Source organism: Affinundibacterium baiyunense (genome assembly GCF_018139645.1).
Lineage (GTDB): Bacteria > Pseudomonadota > Gammaproteobacteria > Burkholderiales > Burkholderiaceae_D > Undibacterium > Undibacterium baiyunense.
On sequence record NZ_JAGSPM010000005.1, the window covers coordinates 257,478 to 277,497 of the forward strand.

The 20,020-nt window shown below is 45.8% G+C and carries 19 protein-coding genes; 13 read left to right on the forward strand and 6 right to left on the reverse strand.

Going from position 1 to position 20,020, the window contains the following annotated elements:
* The first annotated feature begins 214 nt into the window (after positions 1–214).
* The 4 genes from grpE to can all read left to right on the forward strand — a co-directional run bounded on the left by grpE (position 215) and on the right by can (position 5,090).
* Positions 215–793 carry a nucleotide exchange factor GrpE gene (gene grpE, locus KDM92_RS10415; protein ID WP_212684282.1) on the forward strand — a complete coding sequence of 193 codons (579 nt, stop codon included), beginning with the start codon at positions 215–217 and terminating at the stop codon, positions 791–793.
* A gap of 248 nt (positions 794–1,041) precedes the next feature.
* Positions 1,042–2,979: a molecular chaperone DnaK gene (gene dnaK, locus KDM92_RS10420; RefSeq protein ID WP_212684283.1), complete on the forward strand. Its 1,938-nt coding sequence runs from the start codon at positions 1,042–1,044 to the stop codon at positions 2,977–2,979.
* A gap of 170 nt (positions 2,980–3,149) precedes the next feature.
* Positions 3,150–4,271 (forward strand): molecular chaperone DnaJ, encoded by a 1,122-nt coding sequence (dnaJ, locus tag KDM92_RS10425; RefSeq protein WP_189346557.1) that lies wholly within the window; start codon positions 3,150–3,152, stop codon positions 4,269–4,271.
* 153 nt (positions 4,272–4,424) lie between these two features.
* Positions 4,425–5,090: a carbonate dehydratase gene (gene can / locus KDM92_RS10430; protein WP_212684284.1), complete on the forward strand. Its 666-nt coding sequence runs from the start codon at positions 4,425–4,427 to the stop codon at positions 5,088–5,090.
* A 124-nt stretch (positions 5,091–5,214) separates the two neighbouring features.
* Here can and KDM92_RS10435 read toward each other — a convergent pair whose 3' ends face one another.
* Together KDM92_RS10435 and KDM92_RS10440 are read right to left on the reverse strand one after the other, a co-directional pair.
* Complete coding sequence (locus KDM92_RS10435) at positions 5,215–5,808, reverse strand: DUF4388 domain-containing protein (protein ID WP_212684285.1); 594 nt, start codon at positions 5,806–5,808, stop codon at positions 5,215–5,217.
* Positions 5,809–5,819: 11 nt separating this feature from the next.
* Positions 5,820–6,905, reverse strand: a complete 1,086-nt coding sequence (locus KDM92_RS10440) for a HAMP domain-containing protein (protein ID WP_212684286.1) — start codon at positions 6,903–6,905, stop codon at positions 5,820–5,822.
* A 576-nt stretch (positions 6,906–7,481) separates the two neighbouring features.
* Here KDM92_RS10440 and KDM92_RS10445 point away from each other — a divergent pair.
* Both KDM92_RS10445 and KDM92_RS10450 read left to right on the forward strand, forming a co-directional pair.
* Positions 7,482–8,600, forward strand: coding sequence for an acyltransferase family protein (locus KDM92_RS10445; protein ID WP_212684287.1), 1,119 nt, complete (start codon positions 7,482–7,484; stop codon positions 8,598–8,600).
* A gap of 107 nt (positions 8,601–8,707) precedes the next feature.
* On the forward strand, positions 8,708–10,330 hold the full coding sequence (locus tag KDM92_RS10450; RefSeq protein ID WP_212684288.1) for an FAD-binding domain-containing protein: 1,623 nt from the start codon (positions 8,708–8,710) through the stop codon (positions 10,328–10,330).
* 37 nt (positions 10,331–10,367) lie between these two features.
* Here the strand turns inward: KDM92_RS10450 and KDM92_RS10455 are convergent, their stop codons facing one another.
* The 3 genes from KDM92_RS10455 to KDM92_RS10465 are packed head-to-tail and all read right to left on the reverse strand — an operon-like array spanning position 10,368 to position 11,432.
* Entirely contained in the window at positions 10,368–10,658 is a 291-nt protein-coding gene (locus tag KDM92_RS10455; RefSeq protein WP_268973000.1) for a TIGR03643 family protein, read from the reverse strand.
* 3 nt (positions 10,659–10,661) lie between these two features.
* Positions 10,662–10,973, reverse strand: coding sequence for a high-potential iron-sulfur protein (locus KDM92_RS10460; RefSeq protein WP_212684289.1), 312 nt, complete (start codon positions 10,971–10,973; stop codon positions 10,662–10,664).
* Between the two features lie 57 nt (positions 10,974–11,030).
* Positions 11,031–11,432, reverse strand: a complete 402-nt coding sequence (locus tag KDM92_RS10465) for a thiol-disulfide oxidoreductase DCC family protein (protein WP_212684290.1) — start codon at positions 11,430–11,432, stop codon at positions 11,031–11,033.
* Between the two features lie 255 nt (positions 11,433–11,687).
* Between KDM92_RS10465 and KDM92_RS10470 the strand changes: the two genes are divergently transcribed.
* From KDM92_RS10470 to KDM92_RS10500, 7 genes are all read left to right on the forward strand, one after another.
* Complete coding sequence (locus tag KDM92_RS10470) at positions 11,688–12,731, forward strand: MerR family transcriptional regulator (RefSeq protein WP_212684291.1); 1,044 nt, start codon at positions 11,688–11,690, stop codon at positions 12,729–12,731.
* A gap of 27 nt (positions 12,732–12,758) precedes the next feature.
* On the forward strand, positions 12,759–12,956 hold the full coding sequence (locus tag KDM92_RS10475; protein ID WP_212684292.1) for a DUF2256 domain-containing protein: 198 nt from the start codon (positions 12,759–12,761) through the stop codon (positions 12,954–12,956).
* Positions 12,953–14,341: a DASH family cryptochrome gene (locus tag KDM92_RS10480; RefSeq protein WP_212684293.1), complete on the forward strand. Its 1,389-nt coding sequence runs from the start codon at positions 12,953–12,955 to the stop codon at positions 14,339–14,341. Before KDM92_RS10475 ends, KDM92_RS10480 begins: the two co-directional genes overlap by 4 nt.
* An 8-nt stretch (positions 14,342–14,349) precedes the next feature.
* Entirely contained in the window at positions 14,350–15,897 is a 1,548-nt protein-coding gene (locus KDM92_RS10485; protein ID WP_212684294.1) for a cryptochrome/photolyase family protein, read from the forward strand.
* 20 nt (positions 15,898–15,917) lie between these two features.
* Positions 15,918–16,181: a TIGR02450 family Trp-rich protein gene (locus KDM92_RS10490; protein ID WP_212684295.1), complete on the forward strand. Its 264-nt coding sequence runs from the start codon at positions 15,918–15,920 to the stop codon at positions 16,179–16,181.
* A 437-nt stretch (positions 16,182–16,618) separates the two neighbouring features.
* Positions 16,619–17,320: an SDR family NAD(P)-dependent oxidoreductase gene (locus KDM92_RS10495; RefSeq protein ID WP_212684296.1), complete on the forward strand. Its 702-nt coding sequence runs from the start codon at positions 16,619–16,621 to the stop codon at positions 17,318–17,320.
* 101 nt (positions 17,321–17,421) lie between these two features.
* Positions 17,422–18,810 (forward strand): S41 family peptidase, encoded by a 1,389-nt coding sequence (locus KDM92_RS10500; RefSeq protein ID WP_212684297.1) that lies wholly within the window; start codon positions 17,422–17,424, stop codon positions 18,808–18,810.
* A gap of 221 nt (positions 18,811–19,031) precedes the next feature.
* Here the strand turns inward: KDM92_RS10500 and KDM92_RS10505 are convergent, their stop codons facing one another.
* A complete protein-coding gene (locus tag KDM92_RS10505; protein ID WP_212684298.1) occupies positions 19,032–19,994 on the reverse strand; it encodes a carbon-nitrogen hydrolase family protein in 963 nt (320 codons plus the stop codon).
* Positions 19,995–20,020: the final 26 nt, after the last annotated feature.

Here is a 20,020-nt window from a genome sequence, read left to right on the forward strand (position 1 = left end):
TTTACGCCACTTGGGTGTTATTTCGGTATCTGAGTAGTGCTTTTTATACCTCACTGGATATGTGAGTTGCAATTAAGGCAATTTGAATTCCATATTCCTCACTTTTTGCTAAGTTATTTATGTTTTTTACGCAAAAAAGCGCATTTTTCCTCTTGAATTGTCGAATACCCACCTCATTTACAGGGGCAATGCTTGATTTTTATGGAGATTGTGAATGCAAGAGCAAGATAAACCAGTAGAAAATACTGAAACAATAGCAACATCAGTTGATGTTGAAGCCTTACAGGCAGCTGCTGCACAAAATCAGGTTGAACCTGAGGCGGTCATCGAGCCAGGTGTTTCTGCTGAGACCTTAGCGCAGCTAGAAGCGAAAGTGCTGGAATTGCAAGATGCGTTTATGCGTGCCAAGGCGGAAGGTGAAAATATTCGCCGTCGTGCGCAAGAAGATATTTCAAAAGCACATAAATTTGCGATTGAAAGCTTTGCAGAATCTTTAGTCCCAGTAAAAGATAGTCTCGAGATGGGCTTGAAAGTTGAAACGCAAACGGTCGAATCAATTAAAGAAGGTGTTGAGATGACTTTAAAGCAACTCAATGCCGCTTTCGAGAAAAATCGCCTGCTTGAGGTTAATCCACAACAGGGTGAGAAACTTGATCCGACCAAGCATCAAGCGGTATCGATGGTGCCTGCAGAACAAGAAGCAAACACGATTGTGACAGTCTTGCAAAAAGGTTACATGATTGCAGATCGTTTGTTGCGTCCAGCATTGGTGACCGTTGCACAGGGTAAGTAAATTCAGCAAGTAATATTGATTTGGAGAGCGCCTAAATGCGCTCGTTGTGCGCTGTAAATCAGTCTAGAACGAGATAAAAACAGCAAAAAGTAAGAGAAAACGCATAAAAATCTAAAGAAAATGCGAAAAGTATCTTGAAAAGCAGTTTATTTGCCATACATCAGAAACAGAAGGGCACAGTTTGATGATTTTTGCAAAGTGTGGCTCGCCAAGTTCAAAAATATAATTTTTAAGGATAGGGAAATATCATGGGAAAAATGATCGGTATTGATTTGGGTACAACCAACTCTTGCGTCGCTGTAATGGAAGGCGGCCAGCCAAAAGTGATCGAAAATGCAGAAGGTGCGCGTACCACGCCATCCATTATTGCGTATCAAGAAGATGGCGAAATTTTGGTTGGTGCATCAGCAAAACGCCAAGCAGTGACTAATCCAAAAAACACTTTGTATGCGGTAAAGCGCTTGATCGGTCGTAAGTTTGATGAAAAAGAAGTACAAAAAGACATCGGCTTGATGCCATACAGCATTTCTAAAGCAGACAACGGTGATGCATGGGTTTCAGTGCGTGACAAGAAATTGGCGCCGCCGCAAATTTCTGCGGAAGTGTTGCGTAAGATGAAAAAGACCGCTGAGGACTATCTCGGTGAAGAAGTAACAGAGGCGGTTATTACTGTTCCTGCTTACTTTAACGATGCACAACGTCAAGCGACTAAAGATGCAGGTCGTATCGCTGGTTTGGACGTAAAACGTATCATCAACGAACCAACAGCAGCGGCATTGGCATTCGGTCTCGACAAAAAAGAAAAAGGCGATCGTAAGATTGCTGTATATGACTTGGGTGGTGGTACGTTCGACGTTTCCATTATCGAAATCGCTGACGTCGATGGCGAAATGCAATTCGAAGTATTGTCGACTAACGGCGATACTTTCTTGGGCGGCGAAGACTTCGACCAACGTGTGATCGACTACATCATTGACGAGTTCAAGAAAATCAATGGTTTGGATTTGTCTAAAGATCCTATCGCTTTGCAACGTATCAAAGCATCTGCAGAACGCGCGAAGATCGAACTGTCTAGCTCACAGCAAACAGAAATCAATGAGCCATATATCGCGATGGCAAACGGCGCACCTGTGCATTTGAACTTGAAAATCACTCGCGCTAAGTTGGAAGCTTTGGTTGAAGAGTTGATTCAAAAAACCATCGAGCCATGCCGCTTGGCAATCAAAGATGCAGGCGTAAAAACCTCTGACATCGATGATGTGATCTTGGTTGGTGGCATGACTCGTATGCCGAAAGTGCAAGAATTGGTCAAAGAATACTTCGGTAAAGAACCACGTAAAGACGTGAATCCTGATGAAGCGGTTGCGGTTGGTGCGGCGATTCAAGGTTCTGTCTTGTCTGGCGATCGTAAAGACGTCTTGTTGTTGGACGTAACACCATTGTCTTTGGGTATCGAGACATTACACGGTGTGATGACGAAGATGATTCAGAAGAACACAACGATTCCAACCAAGTTCAGCCAAGTGTTCTCCACTGCGGATGACAACCAACCTGCGGTAACGATTAAAGTGTTCCAAGGTGAACGTGAAATCGCAGCTAAGAATAAAGCGTTGGGTGAATTCAATTTGGAAGGTATCCCACCAGCAGCACGTGGTACACCACAAATTGAAGTGACTTTTGACATTGATGCCAACGGTATTCTGCACGTCGGCGCGAAAGATAAAGGTACGGGTAAAGAGAACAAGATCACCATTAAGGCAAACTCAGGTTTGACCGAAGAAGAAATTCAAAAAATGGTGAAAGACGCGGAATTGAATGCGGAAGAAGACAAAAAAGTCAAAGAATTGGCTGAGTCTCGCAATCAAGGTGATGCATTGGTTCACTCAACCAAGAAAGCTTTGGCTGAACACGGCGATAAGTTAGAAGCTGGTGAGAAAGAGAAAATTGAAGCCGCGATTAAAGAGTTGGAAGATGTCTTGAAATCAGGCGATAAAGCTGAGATCGATACCAAGCTCGGTAACTTGTCGACAGTATCACAAAAGTTGGGTGAAAAAGTGTACGCAGACATGCAAGCACAGCAAGCCGCTGCTGGCGGCGCAGCAGGTGCGGCACCTGGCGCAGATGCGAAACCACAAGATGATGATGTAGTCGATGCTGACTTTAAAGAAGTGAAAGACAGCAAGTAATCTAGCGGAAAGTAAGTCAAAGCCTCTAAACACAGAGGCTCAGAGACACAGAGGTTCACAGAGAAAAACAGATGCTTTAGTTGTTTTTCTTTGTGCCTCTGTGTCTCTGTGTTGAGAGGTTTAGAAGCTTGATAAACGCAATACTCTAATGAAAACAAGGTGTAATCGAGATGGCGAAGCGTGATTTTTACGAAATTCTGGGCGTTGCAAAAAATGCCTCAGATGATGAAATCAAAAAGGCTTATCGCAAGCTGGCGATGAAATATCATCCGGACAGAAATCCAGACAGCAAAACTGCGGAAGACAAATTTAAAGAAGCAAAAGAAGCTTATGAAATGCTGTCTGATCCGCAAAAACGCGAAGCTTATGACCGCTATGGTCACGCTGGTGTCGATCCTAATATGGGCGGCGGTGGCGGTGGTCACGGCGCTGGATTTGCTGATGCATTTGGCGACATTTTTGGCGACATTTTTGGCGGTGGTCGTGGCCGTAGCTCTGGTCCACAGGTGTATCGTGGTGCCGATTTACGCTACAACCTAGAAATTACCTTGGAGCAGGCGGCCAACGGTTTTGATACGACGATACGCGTACCAAGCTATGACGAATGCGAAACTTGTCATGGATCTGGCGCCAAGCCAGGTACTTCCCCCGTCACTTGTACGACTTGTGCAGGTCACGGGCAAGTACGTATGCAACAAGGTCTGTTCAGTATTCAACAAACCTGTCCTAAGTGTCATGGCACCGGCAAGATGATTACCGACCCATGTAATCCATGTAATGGAACTGGTCGCATCAAGCGCAACAAGACTTTGGAAGTGAAGATTCCTGCTGGTATCGATAACGGCATGCGGATTCGCTCTTCAGGTAATGGTGAGCCAGGTATTAATGGCGGTCCGCCAGGTGATTTGTATGTTGAGATCCATATCAAACCACATCAGGTTTTCCAGCGTGAAGGTGATGATTTGCATTGCGAAATTCCGATTTCCTTTGTTAAGGCCGCTTTAGGTGGCGACATCGAAGTGCCAACTTTAAGTGGTAAGGCGACATTTACGATCCCTGAAGGTACGCAATCGGGTAAAACTTTCCGCTTGCGTAGTAAAGGTGTTAAAGGTGTTCGTTCTGGCTATGCTGGTGATTTATTCTGCCACGTTGTGATTGAAACGCCAGTGAAGTTGACTGAGAAGCAGAAGGATTTGTTGCGTAGTTTTGAACAGCTGACGACTGAAGGTGGTTCTAAACACAGCCCGCAAAGTAAATCTTGGATGGATAAAGTCAAAAAGTTCTTTGAATAGAGAAGTTATTGATGGTAAATCAAAGCGCAGATAATTTTTTATCTGCGCTTTTTTTATGCTCGGACGTTTAAGGCTTTGATTTTGTGGGGTTTAATTCGATTGATTCCTCTAAAAAAGGTAAAATGTCGTCGCTAAAAATAAAGAGGGAAGAATATGAGAGAAGTTATACGCGGAAGCGTTACTCCGGATCAATTATTTGAAAATAATCGTGATTGGGCTGCAGAGATTCTGAGCCGCGATGCTAATTTTTTTAAAAAACTTGCAGAACAACAAAGCCCTGAATATCTGTGGATAGGTTGTGCAGATAGCCGTGTTCCCGCGAATGAATTGTTGGGTTTATTGCCTGGTGAGTTATTCGTACATCGTAATATTGCTAACTTAGTTGTTCATTCCGATTTGAACTGTCTGTCGGTATTGCAATTTGCGGTAGATGTACTAAAGGTAAAACATATTATTGTTTGCGGCCATTATGGTTGCGGCGGTGTGCAAGCGGCTTTGACTGGTCGTCGTGTGGGTTTGGCTGATAACTGGTTACGCCATGTACAAGATGTGCACCAAAAACATGAAAAATATTTAGGTGAAGTGCTGCCTGAGAAAGTACGTGTCGATCGCTTGTGTGAGTTGAATGTGATCGAGCAAGTGGTGAACGTCTGCCAAACGACAATCATTCAAGATGCTTGGGAGCGAGGTCAATCAGTTGAAGTGCACGGTTGGGTATATGGCATTCAAGATGGCTTGTTAAATGAGCTTGGTATGTCGATCAATTCACCACAAATGTTGGCGCCGCATTTGGAGCGCAGCTTGGCTCGTTATCAGTAAGTCTCGGTTACTACTGCCATCAACGATACTTCGTTTGGCGTGTACATAGAAAAAAGGGAAATGCGACTTTTGCACATTTCCCTTTTTTATTACTTAATACATTTTTTCTCTGAGATTAACTCGTTCAAAGTTTGAGTTTTTTCAACAATTCAGAACGAAATTGATTTGCGCTAGTTTCATTAGGAATTTCTCCAGCTAGTTGCTCAATGAGCCCACGTAAGTTAATAGCTTTATCAAAGTGATCTTGACATACGATTTCTGCAAATGGACCAATATAGATTGTCAACGTATCTTGTACTAACTTTTTGGTATCTGCGTTAATGCTAAAACTTGCTGGGCTAGCGACTGATGGCGTTGTAGGTGCCGCTGGTGCAGCCATCTTCGCCGTGACGCTTGCAGAGATACCTGATAATTTGCCCGCAGCCTTTAACAAGGTCTCAAAAACAGTTTGATTTGAAAGCCCATCTCGGTTTGGTGCGATCTTGATCGTATCATCGAAGCGTAGTCGCACACTTTGCATATTGCTTAAGCTATTTAGTGCCTCTTGTCCGCGCTGTCCTCGGCATAAAATCGAGGCGATATTCCCATTCTCTAAAAATACTTGTGCCATACGATTATTATCGCTGACGAGAAAAATTGTCCCTGTTCGACCCTGTTCACACAATTGTTTGATGTCGTCGATGATCTCGAAGAAAGGGCTAAAGCTCTGCTGATTCATTGTGCACCCCCTTATTCAGCACTTTTCTTACGTAAGCGATCCATCGCCATTTTTACGCTAATGCCCATGCGTTCGATCGCTAAGGCTAAAGCGCCAATTTCATCGCCACGCTGAGTTTGCGGCATTTCTAAATCAAATTGACCGCGACTTAATTCTGAAGCGATTGTAGTCAATTCATTGATCGGCCGTGTCAATTGTTTACCAACTACAAAAGCAATACCGAATACTAATGCAATGGTGATCAAGATCAAATTACGTGCTTCTGCTTCCATTTTTTTGATTGAGCTATATGCTTCATCGTAGTCTTGCTCAACGATGAGTGTCCAACCTTGTGGCAATTTGCGTTTGAATGCCAAAACATTTTTGTCGCCATCTTTATACGATGTTGGTTTGACGCTCGCTTCATCTAACGCAATGGCTGGATGATTGCTGAAATCTTGCAATGCAGTCTTTACCTTGTCGGCACGCCCATGCGCAATAACTTTATTGTGTTGATCTAACAAAATTGCGTGGCCGGTTTCACCAAGCTTGGTATCAACGATCGTTTTCGATACATCGGTCAAATTCATTACCATGGCGATGACGCCAGCAAGTTCGCCTGTGTTTTTGCGGATCGGTTCAGCCAAAACGTAGGATGGTTTTCCTGTGGTTTTACTTAACAATACTTCGCGACCAATCTTTGCCCCCTTTAAGATGGCTTGAACATAGCTACGGTCGCCGTAGTAATTCTGAGATTTGTCGTCACTTCGCCCAATATTGTCACCATTTAGGCCTATCGTTAAAGTTAAAAATGAATACTCATAAGTCTCGGTCAATGCTTTTAATATGGGATTTTGTTTTTCTGCTTGCATAGAAGTCATGTCGTCTATGCGTGAGACTTGGCGTAAGGCGCGAATGTTCATGCTATCCCATGCATTGACGCCCATTTCAATCGTATCTGCAGTTGATATCATCGTCTGTGAGATATAGTTATCCATATCGCTACGGGCTTGCTTTGCATTGATATACCAAAGGCTGACTAGGGGAATCAGCGATACAAGCAATAAAACCAACAATAGTTTTTGAAAAATATTGAGGCCAAATTTTGTTTTTTTCATGATCAAGTTTTCTTTGTGACTGGTTATCGGATGATATTTCGAGCATCAAAGTTCATAAATGCGCAATCATTAGCCGTTTCTACAAATGACTAATGAATGAGCCAAACTAAATTTTTTTGGTCAAATTGGTGACCAGTGAATAAAGATGCGCAAATACAGATCGCTAGTTGTTTTCGAATCTGAAGATGTATTGGGGCTTTTAGAAGAAATTCCCTGCTTAAGTAATAAGCGGTATATTTTTCGAAAGTCGCGCAATATACCAGCTAGCCTCTTTTTTTCAATAGAGTTTTTTGCAATTTTGGATTAAAGAAGATTAAATATTGTTGAACGACTTAGTTAGAAGATTTTAGACTGATGCTTTTGGCAAGTAATTGTTTTTTATTGATGTTTAAAGTTTACTTTAGAGAATGATCGTTTAAGTTATTTATGTATTCTTCGTTGTTAACTTTTGCGCTGTCGATGACTTGTGGTTTGTAGAGGCCGCTTAAATAAATCACAGAAATAAATCGTTTAAAACACGATTCATTTTGATAGCTGTTGTCGCATAATCACGAGTCCTTCTTCAGCGACATATTTATGCAATCCTTATCGATCAATTCACGTATCAACGGCCTCGATACCCTGCGTGCCTGCGCGATCCTGTTGGTTTTGATGTATCACTACATGGTATTTGTCAGCCATGAGCCTAGCTTTGGTTTTCTGAGTGAAATCGGTTGGGTTGGGGTCGATTTGTTTTTTGTCTTGAGTGGCTATTTGATCGGTAATCAAATATTTGCAGGTCTAAAAGGTGAGCAGGGATTTTCGCTCAAGACCTTTTATATCCGCCGCGCATTGCGAACATTACCGAATTTCTATGTGGTGCTGGCGATCTATTTTCTGTTTCCGGTCGAAGCAGGAGGTAACGCAGTAACGCCACTTTGGAAGTTTCTTACCTTCACACAAAATTTTGATTTAAAACCGGGCTCGGCATTTTCGCATGCGTGGTCGCTGAGTATCGAAGAACAGTTTTATATCGTCTTGCCTTTGATAGCGATTGTTACGATTGCGACCTTAAAATCGGTTCGCGCCATGTGGTCCGTCTTGTTGTTAGCAATGGCCGCGGCTGCAGGCATGCGTTATTGGATGTGGCAGCAAGTTGGTGATGACTATATCCAGTACTACATCCACATTTACTATTCAACTTGGTGTCGCTTTGATGAGTTGCTACCCGGCGTGGCATTGGCTATGTTGAAGAATTTTCATTCGCCGATTTGGACCCGCTCACTTAGGTACGGTCACCATAGTTTCATCGCGGGCGTGGTAACGACTGCGCTGGCGATGGTGTTGTTCACTCACTTTAGTTTTGTCGAAGGGCAGGGCTTTTTGTGGTTCACTACGACCTTTGTCTATAGCATTTTAGCTTGTGGATTTGCGCTATTGACTTTGGCGGGATTAAGTCCCAATTCTTATCTATATCGGTTGCGCATCCACGGCGCATCTGTTTTAGCGCTGTGGTCGTATGCACTGTATTTAGTGCATAAACCGCTAATGAATGCTTTGCTACGTCCATTCCAAGCTTGGGATATTTCGGTGAAATCAGCGCTGGGAATTGCTGCGATGTTTGCAGTGAGTTTGTTAGCAGCGTATGTATTGTATCGATTCGTCGAGACACCGTTCATGCGCTTACGAGATCGTTATTTTCCGTATAAGGGATAAAAAATTGTCCGGTATGAGTACTAGTGCAGCTTGACCCGCATTTCTTGAGGCGACGCTGATAGCGATCTGGAATACTAAGAACCTCAATTTCTTTTCGCTTTTTATCTATGTCTTACAGCGTTGTTTGGTTCAAACGCGATTTGCGCTTGCATGATCATGCCGCTTTGTTTGAGGCGGCATCACGCGGCCCTATCCTTTGTTTATATGTTGTCGAACCAGACCTGTGGCAGCAAGCGGATGCAGCGCGCCAGCATTTTGAGTTCATCCTAGAGAGTTTGCGTGATCTCTATGTGGAATTGAAACAGCACGGCGGTCGTTTGCAGGTCGTGACTGGCGATATGTTGGAAGTGTTACAGGCTTTGCATGAACGAGCGCCTTTTCACAGTTTGTATGCGCATGAAGAAACGGGTAATGCTTGGACTTATCAACGTGATTTGGCGGTTGGGCGATGGTGTCGTACTCAACAAATTAATTGGTTAGAGTTCCGACAATTTGGCGTGGTGCGGCGTTTGGCTGATCGTGATCATTGGAAGGCAAGTTGGGACGCTCACGTTGAGCAAAATTGCTTGCCTGTGCCGGCACAATTGCAGTTCGTGGATATGCCGTGGCAAGATGCGTTGCCGCCTTCTGCTGATCGACTTCATTTGCACCAAGCTGATACGCCACGTCGGCAGCGCGGTGGGCGTCAAGCGGGTCTTGCTGTATTGTCGTCTTTCTTACTTGAACGTAGTGCCTATTATCGTGGTGGAATTTCCTCTCCCTTATCAGCGCCAGATGCTTGTTCTAGGCTGTCACCTTATTTGACGTTTGGCTGTTTAAGCTTGCGTGAAGTCGTGCATGCGACGGTACAGCGTATGGAGCAACTGCATGAGGATGCGGTCATGTCGCTTCATCCATCCGCGGGACGAATGAAGCAGGGTCTAAATGCTTTTATTAGCCGGCTGTACTGGCATTGCCACTTCATTCAAAAATTGGAATCAGAACCCGAGATTGAATATCAAAATATGCATCGTGGTTACGATGGTTTGCGCGAGCAGGATTGGAATGAAGCCCATTTTCAAGCACTCATTCAAGGTCGTACAGGTTGGCCTATGGTCGATGCCTGTATCGCCATGTTACGTGAGACTGGCTGGATTAATTTTCGTATGCGCGCGATGTTGGTCTCCGTCGCGTCCTATCCGTTGTGGTTAGATTGGCGGCGGGTTGGTACTTGGTTGGCGACGCAATTTATCGACTATGAGCCGGGTATACATTGGAGCCAAATGCAAATGCAAGCGGGTACTACAGGTATCAATGTGCCACGCGTATATAACCCAATTAAACAAGCGCATGATCATGATCCGAAAGGCATCTTTGTGCGACGCTGGTTGCCGGCGATGCGTAAAGTACCTGATTTGTTTTTGTTTGAACCTTGGACTATGCCAGCAGATGTCCAAGCTGCATGCGGCATACAGCTTGGACGAGAAATTCCTATTCCCGTAGTTGATCTAGATGTCGCGACACGTGAAGCAAAAGCAAAACTATTTGCAGTGCGTGGACAAGCGGAAGTGAGGGCAGCGAAATCAGCGGTAGTAAAGAAACACGGGTCACGTAATACACGTAGCGCACCTAAATTACGCAGCGCAGGAAGTGCAAAGCGCGTAGGAAAATCGACTAAACGAGTAAAACAGCAAGACGCCGGTTCGACCAGTGATATCGAGCAAGCGCCGCAGCTGGGGTTTGATTTCTAAATTCTCATGTTGAAAATCGGGCTCTAAGAAATTTGGTTCAAAAATCCCGATTCTTCTGATCACGCGATTTAAATCGCTTTACCTCATCGCTGCGCAAAGCTTGATGTTTTGTTTTGCGTCCAGCCACGCGGCTACGCCACATTTTGAAGCTCGATGCTTTCATCGACTTACGCATTAGTCGAATCACTGCACTTTCGTTCAAGCCAAATTGGCGTTGGATGGCGTCGAAAGTGGTGCGATCTTCCCACGCCATTTGTATCACTCTATCGATGGTAGCTTGATCGACGGTAGCGTTGTTCATAGCCGCTTGATAAATTGTTGACGTCATGGTTTAGGCTTTCTTTGTCCATGCCATGCACCAGCCTTTTGCAGAGACTTGCTTGTTACCTAAGGCGGCACAATCTGCCCATGCGTCTGTTGCTTTACCTTGATACAACATGCAGTTAGCGCAATTTTTTCCAGCCGCATACGCAGGAAATTTTTTGGCGTCCACTTTACTTGCGTCATGTTTATAGCCAAGAGCAACTGAACCGGGCGCTGCTTCATCGGCGCGATTTGCTTGAGCATTGACCTTGAGTGCGGCTCCCAAACCTAAGGCAGCGGGAACGGCTTGAATTAAAAATTGACGACGTGATTTCATCATGAATTCCTTTTTAGATAATGTAGTTAATTGATTTGATTCTCGGTACTGCTTAGTTGATCAAAATTGGCGATCAATTTTTTCGCCAACTGGCTTGCGCCAAAGCGGTCGAAACTTTAGAAAGACGTGGTACAAATTATCTAACAAAGCAATTACCCAGCGCCTTTCGAGTAAGGGCGTGGCCCATTGAAGGGCAGGCAATTGTCGCCACATCAAAATAAATGCAGCCGCTCCTGATACAAGTTGTCCCGTTTCATCACGTGCATGCAATTTGTTGAGCGCTTGTTGTCGATTGAGTTGTGTTCCTAGCTCGATTTCTTCGCAGCGGCTTGCATCTATCCATTCAATTTTGTCAGCGCCTCGCCATGTTTGGTAGGTGGCGATTTCTTTCGCACACAAGGGACATGTACCATCGAAATAAACTGTGCAAATTGGCTTTGCTGCTTGTTTTTCGTAGTGCATATTTATTTGTATTGGCGCGTTTTTCATTGCTGTCATTGTTATCGCTGCGAAGTTGCGTGAGATTTTTGATAATGAATTATTGACTTATCCTGTTTGATATAGAGTAGTCCAAAACGGAAATGATGTCCAATAAGTGAACCGTTAAAACTTGTGTTATGATGATTTTATTCGGTTCAATATCGGTTCTTGTCCGGTATTTTGTCATTTCTTGAATCAGTTCTTTTTCGATCAATTTGCTAAAAAAGTGGGTGAACTATGAATAATCAAACAGTAAAGTCGGCCGCCAATGAGGCGAATGCCACTTATCGCAGTGGTGCTGCAGCGCGTTTGTCAGGTGTTCCTGTGGAGACTTTACGTGTGTGGGAGCGGCGCTATGGCGTGACAGACCCAAGTCGCTCAGAACGTGGTCAGCGGCAGTATTCATTTGAGGATGTGCGGCGTTTGGGTCTGATCAAGCAATTGGTTGATGCCGGCAATTCGATTGGTGCGGTGGCGCATCTTGATTTGCAACAGTTACTGGCGATGTTAAGCGCGGTGGCAAATTTGCCTGCGGCAAAATCGCAAGTACAACTCAGTAATGGTATGTTGAGAATTGCGTTGGTCGGCGTGATGTTGCGCCAATCTTTGATTAATCTAGATCCAGATCAAAGCAAATTGAGCTTGGTGCAAACTGCCTTCAATTTGAAACAAGCACCGATGCAGTTGAAGGATGTCAAAGTCGATGTGATGGTAGTCGAACAAGGTGAATTGACTGCACCAGAAGAACAAATTCCACTCTTAGGATTAGCTCAACAAGCTTGTCAGGCAACAGCGGTACTTATTCTGTATCGATTTGCATCAAGTGACGCGATTCGTCAATTGCGACTTGCAGGTTTTCATGTTGCACGCATTCCCGCTGACATGCTCGAAATAGACCATCTATGCCGCGTTGCAATGGCGCGCGCACTGACGCTCGCCGAGCAACAGGGGCGCATGGGCCGCGTGAAGAAAAATGGCATGCGACCAGTTGATGCCGCTCGAAATAAGAAAAGCAATTTAATCCCAGCGCGTTTGCTCGATGATGAACACTTAACGCACATCGCCAAATTTGCCACGAGTATTCACTGCGAATGTCCTCGTCATCTAGTCGACTTGCTGCAAATGCTGACCAGTTTTGAACGCTACAGCGCGCAATGTGAGAACCGTAACGAAGAAGACGCAAGTCTGCATCGCGATTTGCATTACACAGCGGCGCATGCACGTTCTGCGTTAGAGCAAGCTTTAGTGCGCGTCGCGCAGGCAGAGGGCATTCAGTATTGAAATTGAATATTCTCGAGAAAGCGCGTCATGAAAATGCGTAAAAAATCGGATTTACCAAGCAAGCTATGTGAAGTCTGTGGTTTATCTTTTGCTTGGCGTAAGAAGTGGGAAAAAGACTGGGCTTCAGTCAAGTATTGCTCTGAGCGTTGTCGTCGAGCACGGCCTAGCGCATCGGTGAAAAATTTAACTAGCAATTCTGCAATCGCCTCGGTAAAGCACATATGAAAAAACTAGTTGTTTATTGGTTTCGAAATGATCTTCGAGTTGAAGATAATCCGGCATTAAATGCTGCCTGTGCATACGCGCAGCGTACGGGAGCGCAATTGCTTCCGCTGTTTTGTCACACCTCTGCGCAAGGCACTTTGCATGTCGAACAAACGCAGTGGGGTTTTGCGCGTTTATCGGCTCATCGTCGATATTTTTTGCGCGATAGTTTGTTAGATTTACGCGAGCAGTTGCAGCAGTTTGGATTTGAATTGATGGAATTGGAAGGAGAACTAAGCGCGCAATCAGCATTTTTGGCGGCACTCGCGCAAACGTATACGCTTCAGACCTTCTTTTGCGAAGATATCGCGGCACCAGAAGAGCGCGCGCAGGTAGATGCTGTGCGGGCATTGCAGATCGATGTGCAAGCAGTATGGCAATCGACAATGTACGATCCGACATCGTTCGATTTCGACATAACGCAGATGCCAGATCAGTTCACGGCATTTCGACACAAGATAGAACACGCGGCATATCCGATACGCCAAGTAGTATCATGTGCACTCTCTGCATCGTTCGCATTGCGTGACGCCACATTAGAAAAATTTTCTGTGCATTTGAGTAAGCAAAGCCAGCCTCAACTTGACGCCCTTGACGATGTTGATACTCAGGTCATGCATGATATTCACGATGTGCGCAGTTCCTTCCCCTATTTCTTGCCCGAGTTTCGCGGCGGCAGTCGTGCTGCACATGCGCATCTAAAAAACTACTTCTCTTCTGAGTTGCCACATTCTTATAAACAAACACGTAATCAATTACAGGGTACGCGCTTTTCGACCAAGTTCTCGCCATGGCTGGCGAGTGGTGCGCTTTCGGCACCGCAAGTGATGGCTGCATTGCGCGAGTTTGAAGCGGAGAAAGGACAAAGCGACAGCACTTATTGGATTTGGTTTGAATTGCTGTGGCGTGATTATTTTCGCTATTTGCATTGCAAGTACGGCGTGCGGCTGTATCGTGCCAGCGGTTTATCAAAACTACCCGTCGATTTGCCTGCTTTTGATGCGCAAAAATTTCAAGCGTGGACGCAATCGATGACGGGTGAGTCTTTGATTGATGCTGCCATGCGTGAGCTGACCAGTACTGGGTATTTATCGAATCGCCTGCGTCAGCAAGTCATCAGTTATTGGCTGCATGAGTTAGGTGGTGATTGGCGCGTTGCTGCTGCTTGGTTTGAATCGCAATTGCTTGATTACGATGTGTACAGCAACCAAGGAAATTGCTTGTACTTGGCGGGTTTAGGAACCGATCCTCGCGGCTATTTAGGCGGGCGTTGGTTTGATCCGAAGAAGCAAGCAAAACAGCATGATGCAGACGGAAGTTATCGAACACTTTGGAACTCACGGTAAACCAAATCATGAACAACAATCAGCAACCCGCGCATACCTTGCGCCTGATCTTAGGTGATCAGTTAAATTCACAACATAGTTGGTTTGCGCATCAGCAAGACGATGTGTTGTACGTGATGATGGAGGTGCGTCAAGAGACGGATTATGTGCTGCATCATGCGCAAAAGATCATCGCGATCTTTGCTGGCATGCGTGAATTTGCGCGCCGTTTGCAGTTGGCAGGACATCGTGTGCATTTCTTGACGATAGATGATCCAGACAATCTGCATGCGATTCCAGCCAATATTGAGAAACTAGCGCAAATGGTGCAAGCGCAAGAATTTCAATATCAAGCGCCTGATGAATATCGTTTGGATCAACAGTTACAGATATTTGCGCAAACCACGGCCTTGCGTTGCTATATGTTTGATAGCGAACACTTTCTAACGCAGAGAGAAGAAGCGGGAAAGATTTTTGAAGGTCGCAAGAAATGGTTGATGGAACATTTCTATCGACAAATGCGGGTCAAATATCAGGTGTTGATGACGGGGCAAGATCCCACTGGCGGTGCATGGAATTTTGATCACGATAATCGTAAAGCATGGTCAGGATTGCCGTGGGAACCAGAAGATTTTCGACCACGCCACGATCACAGTGCCTTGTGGGAGACGATACAAAATGCGGGCGTGAAAAGTTTTGGCGAACCCAATGCCAGCGAATTTGCATGGCCTTTACACCGTGACGAAGCCTTGACGCAATTGCAGGCCTTCGTGCGTTTGGCATTGCCACATTTTGGTGATTTTCAAGATGCGATGAGTAGCAAGGCATGGCGTTTATTTCACTCGCTGTTGTCGTTCGCATTAAACGTCAAGATGCTAAGCCCGCGCGAGGTGATTGCCGCGGTAGAAGCGGCGTACTCACGTGGCGAAGTATCGATTGCCGCCGCCGAGGGATACATTCGACAAATCCTCGGTTGGCGGGAATATGTGCGTGGCGTGTATTGGCATTTCATGCCCGATTACGCGCAAGAAAATGCGTTTGATCATCAAGCTGAATTGCCGACGTGGTTTTGGACCGGCAAGACCAAGATGCGCTGCCTATCGCATGCGATTGGACAATCTTTGCAGCAAGCGCATGCACATCATATTCAACGCTTAATGGTGATCGGCAATTTCTCGCTGCTAGCTGGTTTGCACCCACAGCGTGTTCACGAGTGGTATCTCGGTGTGTATATCGATGCGTTTGAATGGGTGGAATTGCCGAATACTTTGGGCATGAGTCAGTACGCTGATGGTGGTGTGTTAGCGACCAAGCCCTATGTATCGAGCGCCGCTTACATTGATCGCATGAGCGATTATTGCAAGGGCTGTCAGTACGATAAAAAGCAGCGCACCACCGAAAATGCTTGTCCGTTCAATGCGCTATATTGGGATTTCTTCTCACGCAATGAAAAACAATTGGCGAGCAATCCACGCATCGGTATGGTGTATCCGCAGTTACGAAAAATGAGCGCAGAAGCAAGGCAGGATTTGAGCGAACGAGCGATTTATTTGCGTCAGAATTTCGATGCGCTATGACTATAAAAAGTGAGGTAAAAATGCATTCTCCAAATCAAGCGCAATTACAAATAAGAGATCGTCCAGTTCAACTGAATCCCAAAAAGCTTTTGCTGACGAAATGGACAGCGGTAAAGGTAATCGCCAAGCAAAAACATTGTTTGGTCAGCCGCGTGCTGCAACCTGAAGACTTGAGTTTACCGATTACTGAAATCGAGATGGAAGCAGTTTATTCCGGTAATAAACAAATCATCGCTTGGCGAGAATTGCAAGATGCCGAACGCTGGAAGCAAGGTTGGCTTTGATGTGTGTTTTATGTAGGGCGGGTGCAACCCGCGCGGTCGAAACGTGGTGCAACCGTGATCGGTGTATGTGCGGCGCGGGTTGCACCCGCCCTACAAACTAAAGCGCTAGTTTTATTTCTTCCTTTTTAGGGTATAGGTATTTATATATGTTCAGATTTGGTTGGTCACTCCTTCTCCCGCAAGCGGGAGACGGCTGGGATGAGGGCAGTTCAGATTGACGAAATACATATTTAAATGCCGCGTTCTGTATTTAGAGCATATGTAGTCGATACGTTGTTTTCGCTTGTTAATCTCCCTCACCCCAACCCTCTCCCGCTTGCGGGAGAGGGAGTGTTATTGGAACTCCGACTTGTTTAGATGCATGTCCCTTGAACGGGCGGAATTCCAAGTAAGCATCCCCAAATAATTTAGTTTTTATTTCGACAGAGGCCCATCCTATGCAATGTCACTCTTTCCCAGAACAATTTCGCGCATGCGTGATCGGTGCGAGCGGTGCAATCGGTGCAGCATTTGTCAGTGCCTTGCAGCAAAATCCACGCTGCGCGGAGGGCGTCGCATTGCATCGACACTCAGATCCCGCAATCGATTTAACTGATGAGGCCAGCATACAAAACGCGGCAGAACAGATCAAAGCACAAGGACCGTTTCATTTGATTATTCACGCTGCTGGTATTTTGCATCAGCAAGAATTTATGCCCGAGAAAAAATTAGGCGACTTGAACATGGCGCAAATGCAAGCGACCTTTATGGTGAATACTTTTGGCCCTGCAATTGTACTGCGACATTTTTCCAAGCTGCTCGATAAACAGCGCGGTGTATTCGCGCTGCTTTCGGCGAAAGTAGGTAGCATAGAAGACAATCGCCTCGGTGGTTGGTATAGCTATCGCGCATCGAAAGCGGCATTAAATATGATGATCAAAACCGCCGCGATAGAAATTAAGCGAACCCAGCCCAACGCGATCGTCTTTGCGCTGCATCCTGGTACAGTCAACTCGGCATTATCCCAACCTTTTCGTGGTGCAGAGATTGGTCGATCCGCCGAGCAAGCAGCGCAAGAAATGTTAGAGGTGATCGATCGCCTACAAGCCGAAGATCACGGGAGCTTTTTGAGCTACAAAGGAGAGCGCTTGCCGTGGTAATTACTGGCTTGAAAAGTTAGAATGCGCCTACCATACTGTAATCCCACTGTAACCCCTAATTAATTCATTTTGATTCATTTAATCAAGAAAGTGAGTAGTGCATGCAAAAAATGACGATTCAACTGTGGCTGAAACGGAGCTTGTCTTTAGCGCTAATTCAGTTGCTGCTTGCCTGTGCTGCGATAGACCCGAATCATGTACTTACGCGTGGGTTCGGAAATAATGCCCCTGCGGCAGGCGTCGCGCTAGATAGCGACACCAAGCAACGAGCCTATGATTTTGTATGGAACCGCGTGAATGAGGCTTATGTTGATCCGAACTTGAATGGTGTGGATTGGAAAAAAGTCGGAGACGAATATCAACCACGCATTTTTAGCGCGCCAAGTGATGAAGCATTTTGGAAAAGTTTAGATAACATGGTAGGCGAACTTGGTGACGCGCATACCCGTGTGCTCTCAGCAAAACAATATGCTTATTTTAAAGATAAAGCCGCTTACACCATTGGTTTAGGCGTCGCAGAATTGCAAGGCGAATTGATTGTGACGGGTGTTGCGAAAGATTCTCCCGCCGAGAAAGCAGGCATCACTAAAGGTAATCGTCTATTAAAAATTGAAGGCGTCGATGCAAATGATTGGTGGCGCTTGCAGTTGAGTAAGGTGCGTAAAAATTCTTCAGAGCGAGCGCAAGCCAAGTCGGTGAAACGCATATTGAATAGCGGTGACTTAGATGCACCGACCGATAACGTCGCTCTACAAATAGAACGGAATGATGGCAGCACGATGGATGTCGTTTTACAACGCACCCAATTGCCAGTTAGCGATAGTCTCAACGGCAAAATGTTGGATGAGCAGATTGGCTATATCCGCATGAGTAGTTTTGATGCCAGTTTGGGCAAACAAATTGAAGCCAATTACGACAAAGTGCGCGAGGCTAAAGGTTTAATCATTGATCTACGTGGTAACGGCGGCGGCTCACTCGGTGTTTCTCTTGGCATGATGAATCAATTAGTGCAAGGAACCGTGCCGATTGGTAAACGCATTACGCGCAGCGGCAAACCACCAGCTTTGTTTTTTGGATTAATTAGCATCGGCAAATTAGAGCTTGAATTGCGCGGAGTGAAAAATCCTTATCTTGGCCCCGTGATCGTTTTGGTCGATGGTGACAGCGCAAGCGCGAGTGAGTTTCTCGCCAGCAGTTTGCAAGCCATAGGTCGCGCCAAAGTCTTAGGCGAAACAAGCTGCGGCTGCTTGCTCGGTTACATGGGTTACGCCAATGTACCAGGCGGCGGTGCTTTGGCGTATAGCGAAATTGACTTCGCCCCCGTTAATGGCAAACGCATAGAACGCGTCGGCGTGATCCCAGATCAGCAAGTGAGTTTGAACAAGATGGATTTGCGTGCAAACAAGGATGCAGGCTTAGAAGCGGCTATCCAAACTTTAAAAAACATGCAGCAAGATAGCGTCGTGAAATTAGCGAGCGCCTCTGAGTAAATCGAGTGAAATTCTTTGCATTCGTACTGTCCTAAACTCCCTTCTCCCGCAAGCGGGAGAAGGGCAGGGGATGAGGGCGCCTCAGCAATTGCAAACGTATTCAAGCAAACAAACGCCAATCATCTGAAAAATGAACGTCAACTTGCCGAACGTGGTGTAGTCAAGCCGACGAACAAAAGCGAGAACACGCGACAACAGAAAAGTCGCTAAACAAAACCAAATCAATCCTCAAAACTAGCCAACTGTTGACGCTGGCGATTCACTACCAAACGCGTAATATCGGGTCGAGAATAATGTCCAGCAACATCAAAATTCTGCCGTTCACGCCGAACGTGATTTTTATCCAAAGTCGCAATCAATAAACACTCTTGATCAACTACAGGTTCAACAACCCAGCTACCATCTGGCGCAGCGATACACGAACCACCATTCGCCAAGACATCGGGGCAACGCGCCAAAATCAGATCCAGATGCGGAGTATCCACCGGAAAATCCTGCTTGCGCATTAAGCCCGATACGGCAATACTAAAACTACGGCCTTCCTTCGCAATAAAGCGAGTTAGGTCTTCGGTATTGCGCAAATTGCCAGGCCAAATTCCCACATGCAAATCTTCTCCTTGTGCATACAAGGCAGCACGCGATAAAGGCATCCAGTTTTCCCAACAATTCAAACCACCTACAGTAAAACCATCCAGCGCATGCGTACGCAAGCCATGTCCATCACCCGCCGCCCAGGTCAGGCGCTCTTCGTAAGTCGGCATCAATTTTCTATGCACCGAGCCAATCACACCATCAGCGCCGATGTACACGCAAGAGCAATACACGCTATAACCCGTGCGATCTTTCGGACGCTCCAAACAGCCGAGCATGATCGCAATCTGATACTGTTTCGCCGCCGCACAAAATGCATCAAGATCACCTGCCTCAATATCCACCCCTTGCTGCACATAATGCGCATGCAAATCCTTTTGCACCTCATCATTAAAACGCGCACCATCGGTCAGATCCAACCAAAACGGATAACCGGGCAATAAAGTCTCACCAAAACAAACCAAGCGCGCACCTTGCTGTGCGGCTTGCTGCACGTAATTAAGCATCTTGGTGGTGGTGGCGATGCGGTTGAGCCAGACGGGGGCGATTTGGGCTAGGGCGACGGTGATGTGGTCTTGGTGATTGATGATCATGAGAATATTTGTGAGATAGCGTGGAA

Coding starts and splice junctions, on each gene's coding strand:
- grpE (WP_212684282.1), top strand. CDS start 215: ATGCAAGAGCAAGATAAACCAGTAGAAAATACTGAAACAATAGCAACA.
- dnaK (WP_212684283.1), top strand. CDS start 1,042: ATGGGAAAAATGATCGGTATTGATTTGGGTACAACCAACTCTTGCGTC.
- dnaJ (WP_189346557.1), top strand. CDS start 3,150: ATGGCGAAGCGTGATTTTTACGAAATTCTGGGCGTTGCAAAAAATGCC.
- can (WP_212684284.1), top strand. CDS start 4,425: ATGAGAGAAGTTATACGCGGAAGCGTTACTCCGGATCAATTATTTGAA.
- KDM92_RS10435 (WP_212684285.1), bottom strand. CDS start 5,808: ATGAATCAGCAGAGCTTTAGCCCTTTCTTCGAGATCATCGACGACATC.
- KDM92_RS10440 (WP_212684286.1), bottom strand. CDS start 6,905: ATGAAAAAAACAAAATTTGGCCTCAATATTTTTCAAAAACTATTGTTG.
- KDM92_RS10445 (WP_212684287.1), top strand. CDS start 7,482: ATGCAATCCTTATCGATCAATTCACGTATCAACGGCCTCGATACCCTG.
- KDM92_RS10450 (WP_212684288.1), top strand. CDS start 8,708: ATGTCTTACAGCGTTGTTTGGTTCAAACGCGATTTGCGCTTGCATGAT.
- KDM92_RS10455 (WP_268973000.1), bottom strand. CDS start 10,658: ATGACGTCAACAATTTATCAAGCGGCTATGAACAACGCTACCGTCGAT.
- KDM92_RS10460 (WP_212684289.1), bottom strand. CDS start 10,973: ATGATGAAATCACGTCGTCAATTTTTAATTCAAGCCGTTCCCGCTGCC.
- KDM92_RS10465 (WP_212684290.1), bottom strand. CDS start 11,432: ATGCACTACGAAAAACAAGCAGCAAAGCCAATTTGCACAGTTTATTTC.
- KDM92_RS10470 (WP_212684291.1), top strand. CDS start 11,688: ATGAATAATCAAACAGTAAAGTCGGCCGCCAATGAGGCGAATGCCACT.
- KDM92_RS10475 (WP_212684292.1), top strand. CDS start 12,759: ATGAAAATGCGTAAAAAATCGGATTTACCAAGCAAGCTATGTGAAGTC.
- KDM92_RS10480 (WP_212684293.1), top strand. CDS start 12,953: ATGAAAAAACTAGTTGTTTATTGGTTTCGAAATGATCTTCGAGTTGAA.
- KDM92_RS10485 (WP_212684294.1), top strand. CDS start 14,350: ATGAACAACAATCAGCAACCCGCGCATACCTTGCGCCTGATCTTAGGT.
- KDM92_RS10490 (WP_212684295.1), top strand. CDS start 15,918: ATGCATTCTCCAAATCAAGCGCAATTACAAATAAGAGATCGTCCAGTT.
- KDM92_RS10495 (WP_212684296.1), top strand. CDS start 16,619: ATGCAATGTCACTCTTTCCCAGAACAATTTCGCGCATGCGTGATCGGT.
- KDM92_RS10500 (WP_212684297.1), top strand. CDS start 17,422: ATGCAAAAAATGACGATTCAACTGTGGCTGAAACGGAGCTTGTCTTTA.
- KDM92_RS10505 (WP_212684298.1), bottom strand. CDS start 19,994: ATGATCATCAATCACCAAGACCACATCACCGTCGCCCTAGCCCAAATC.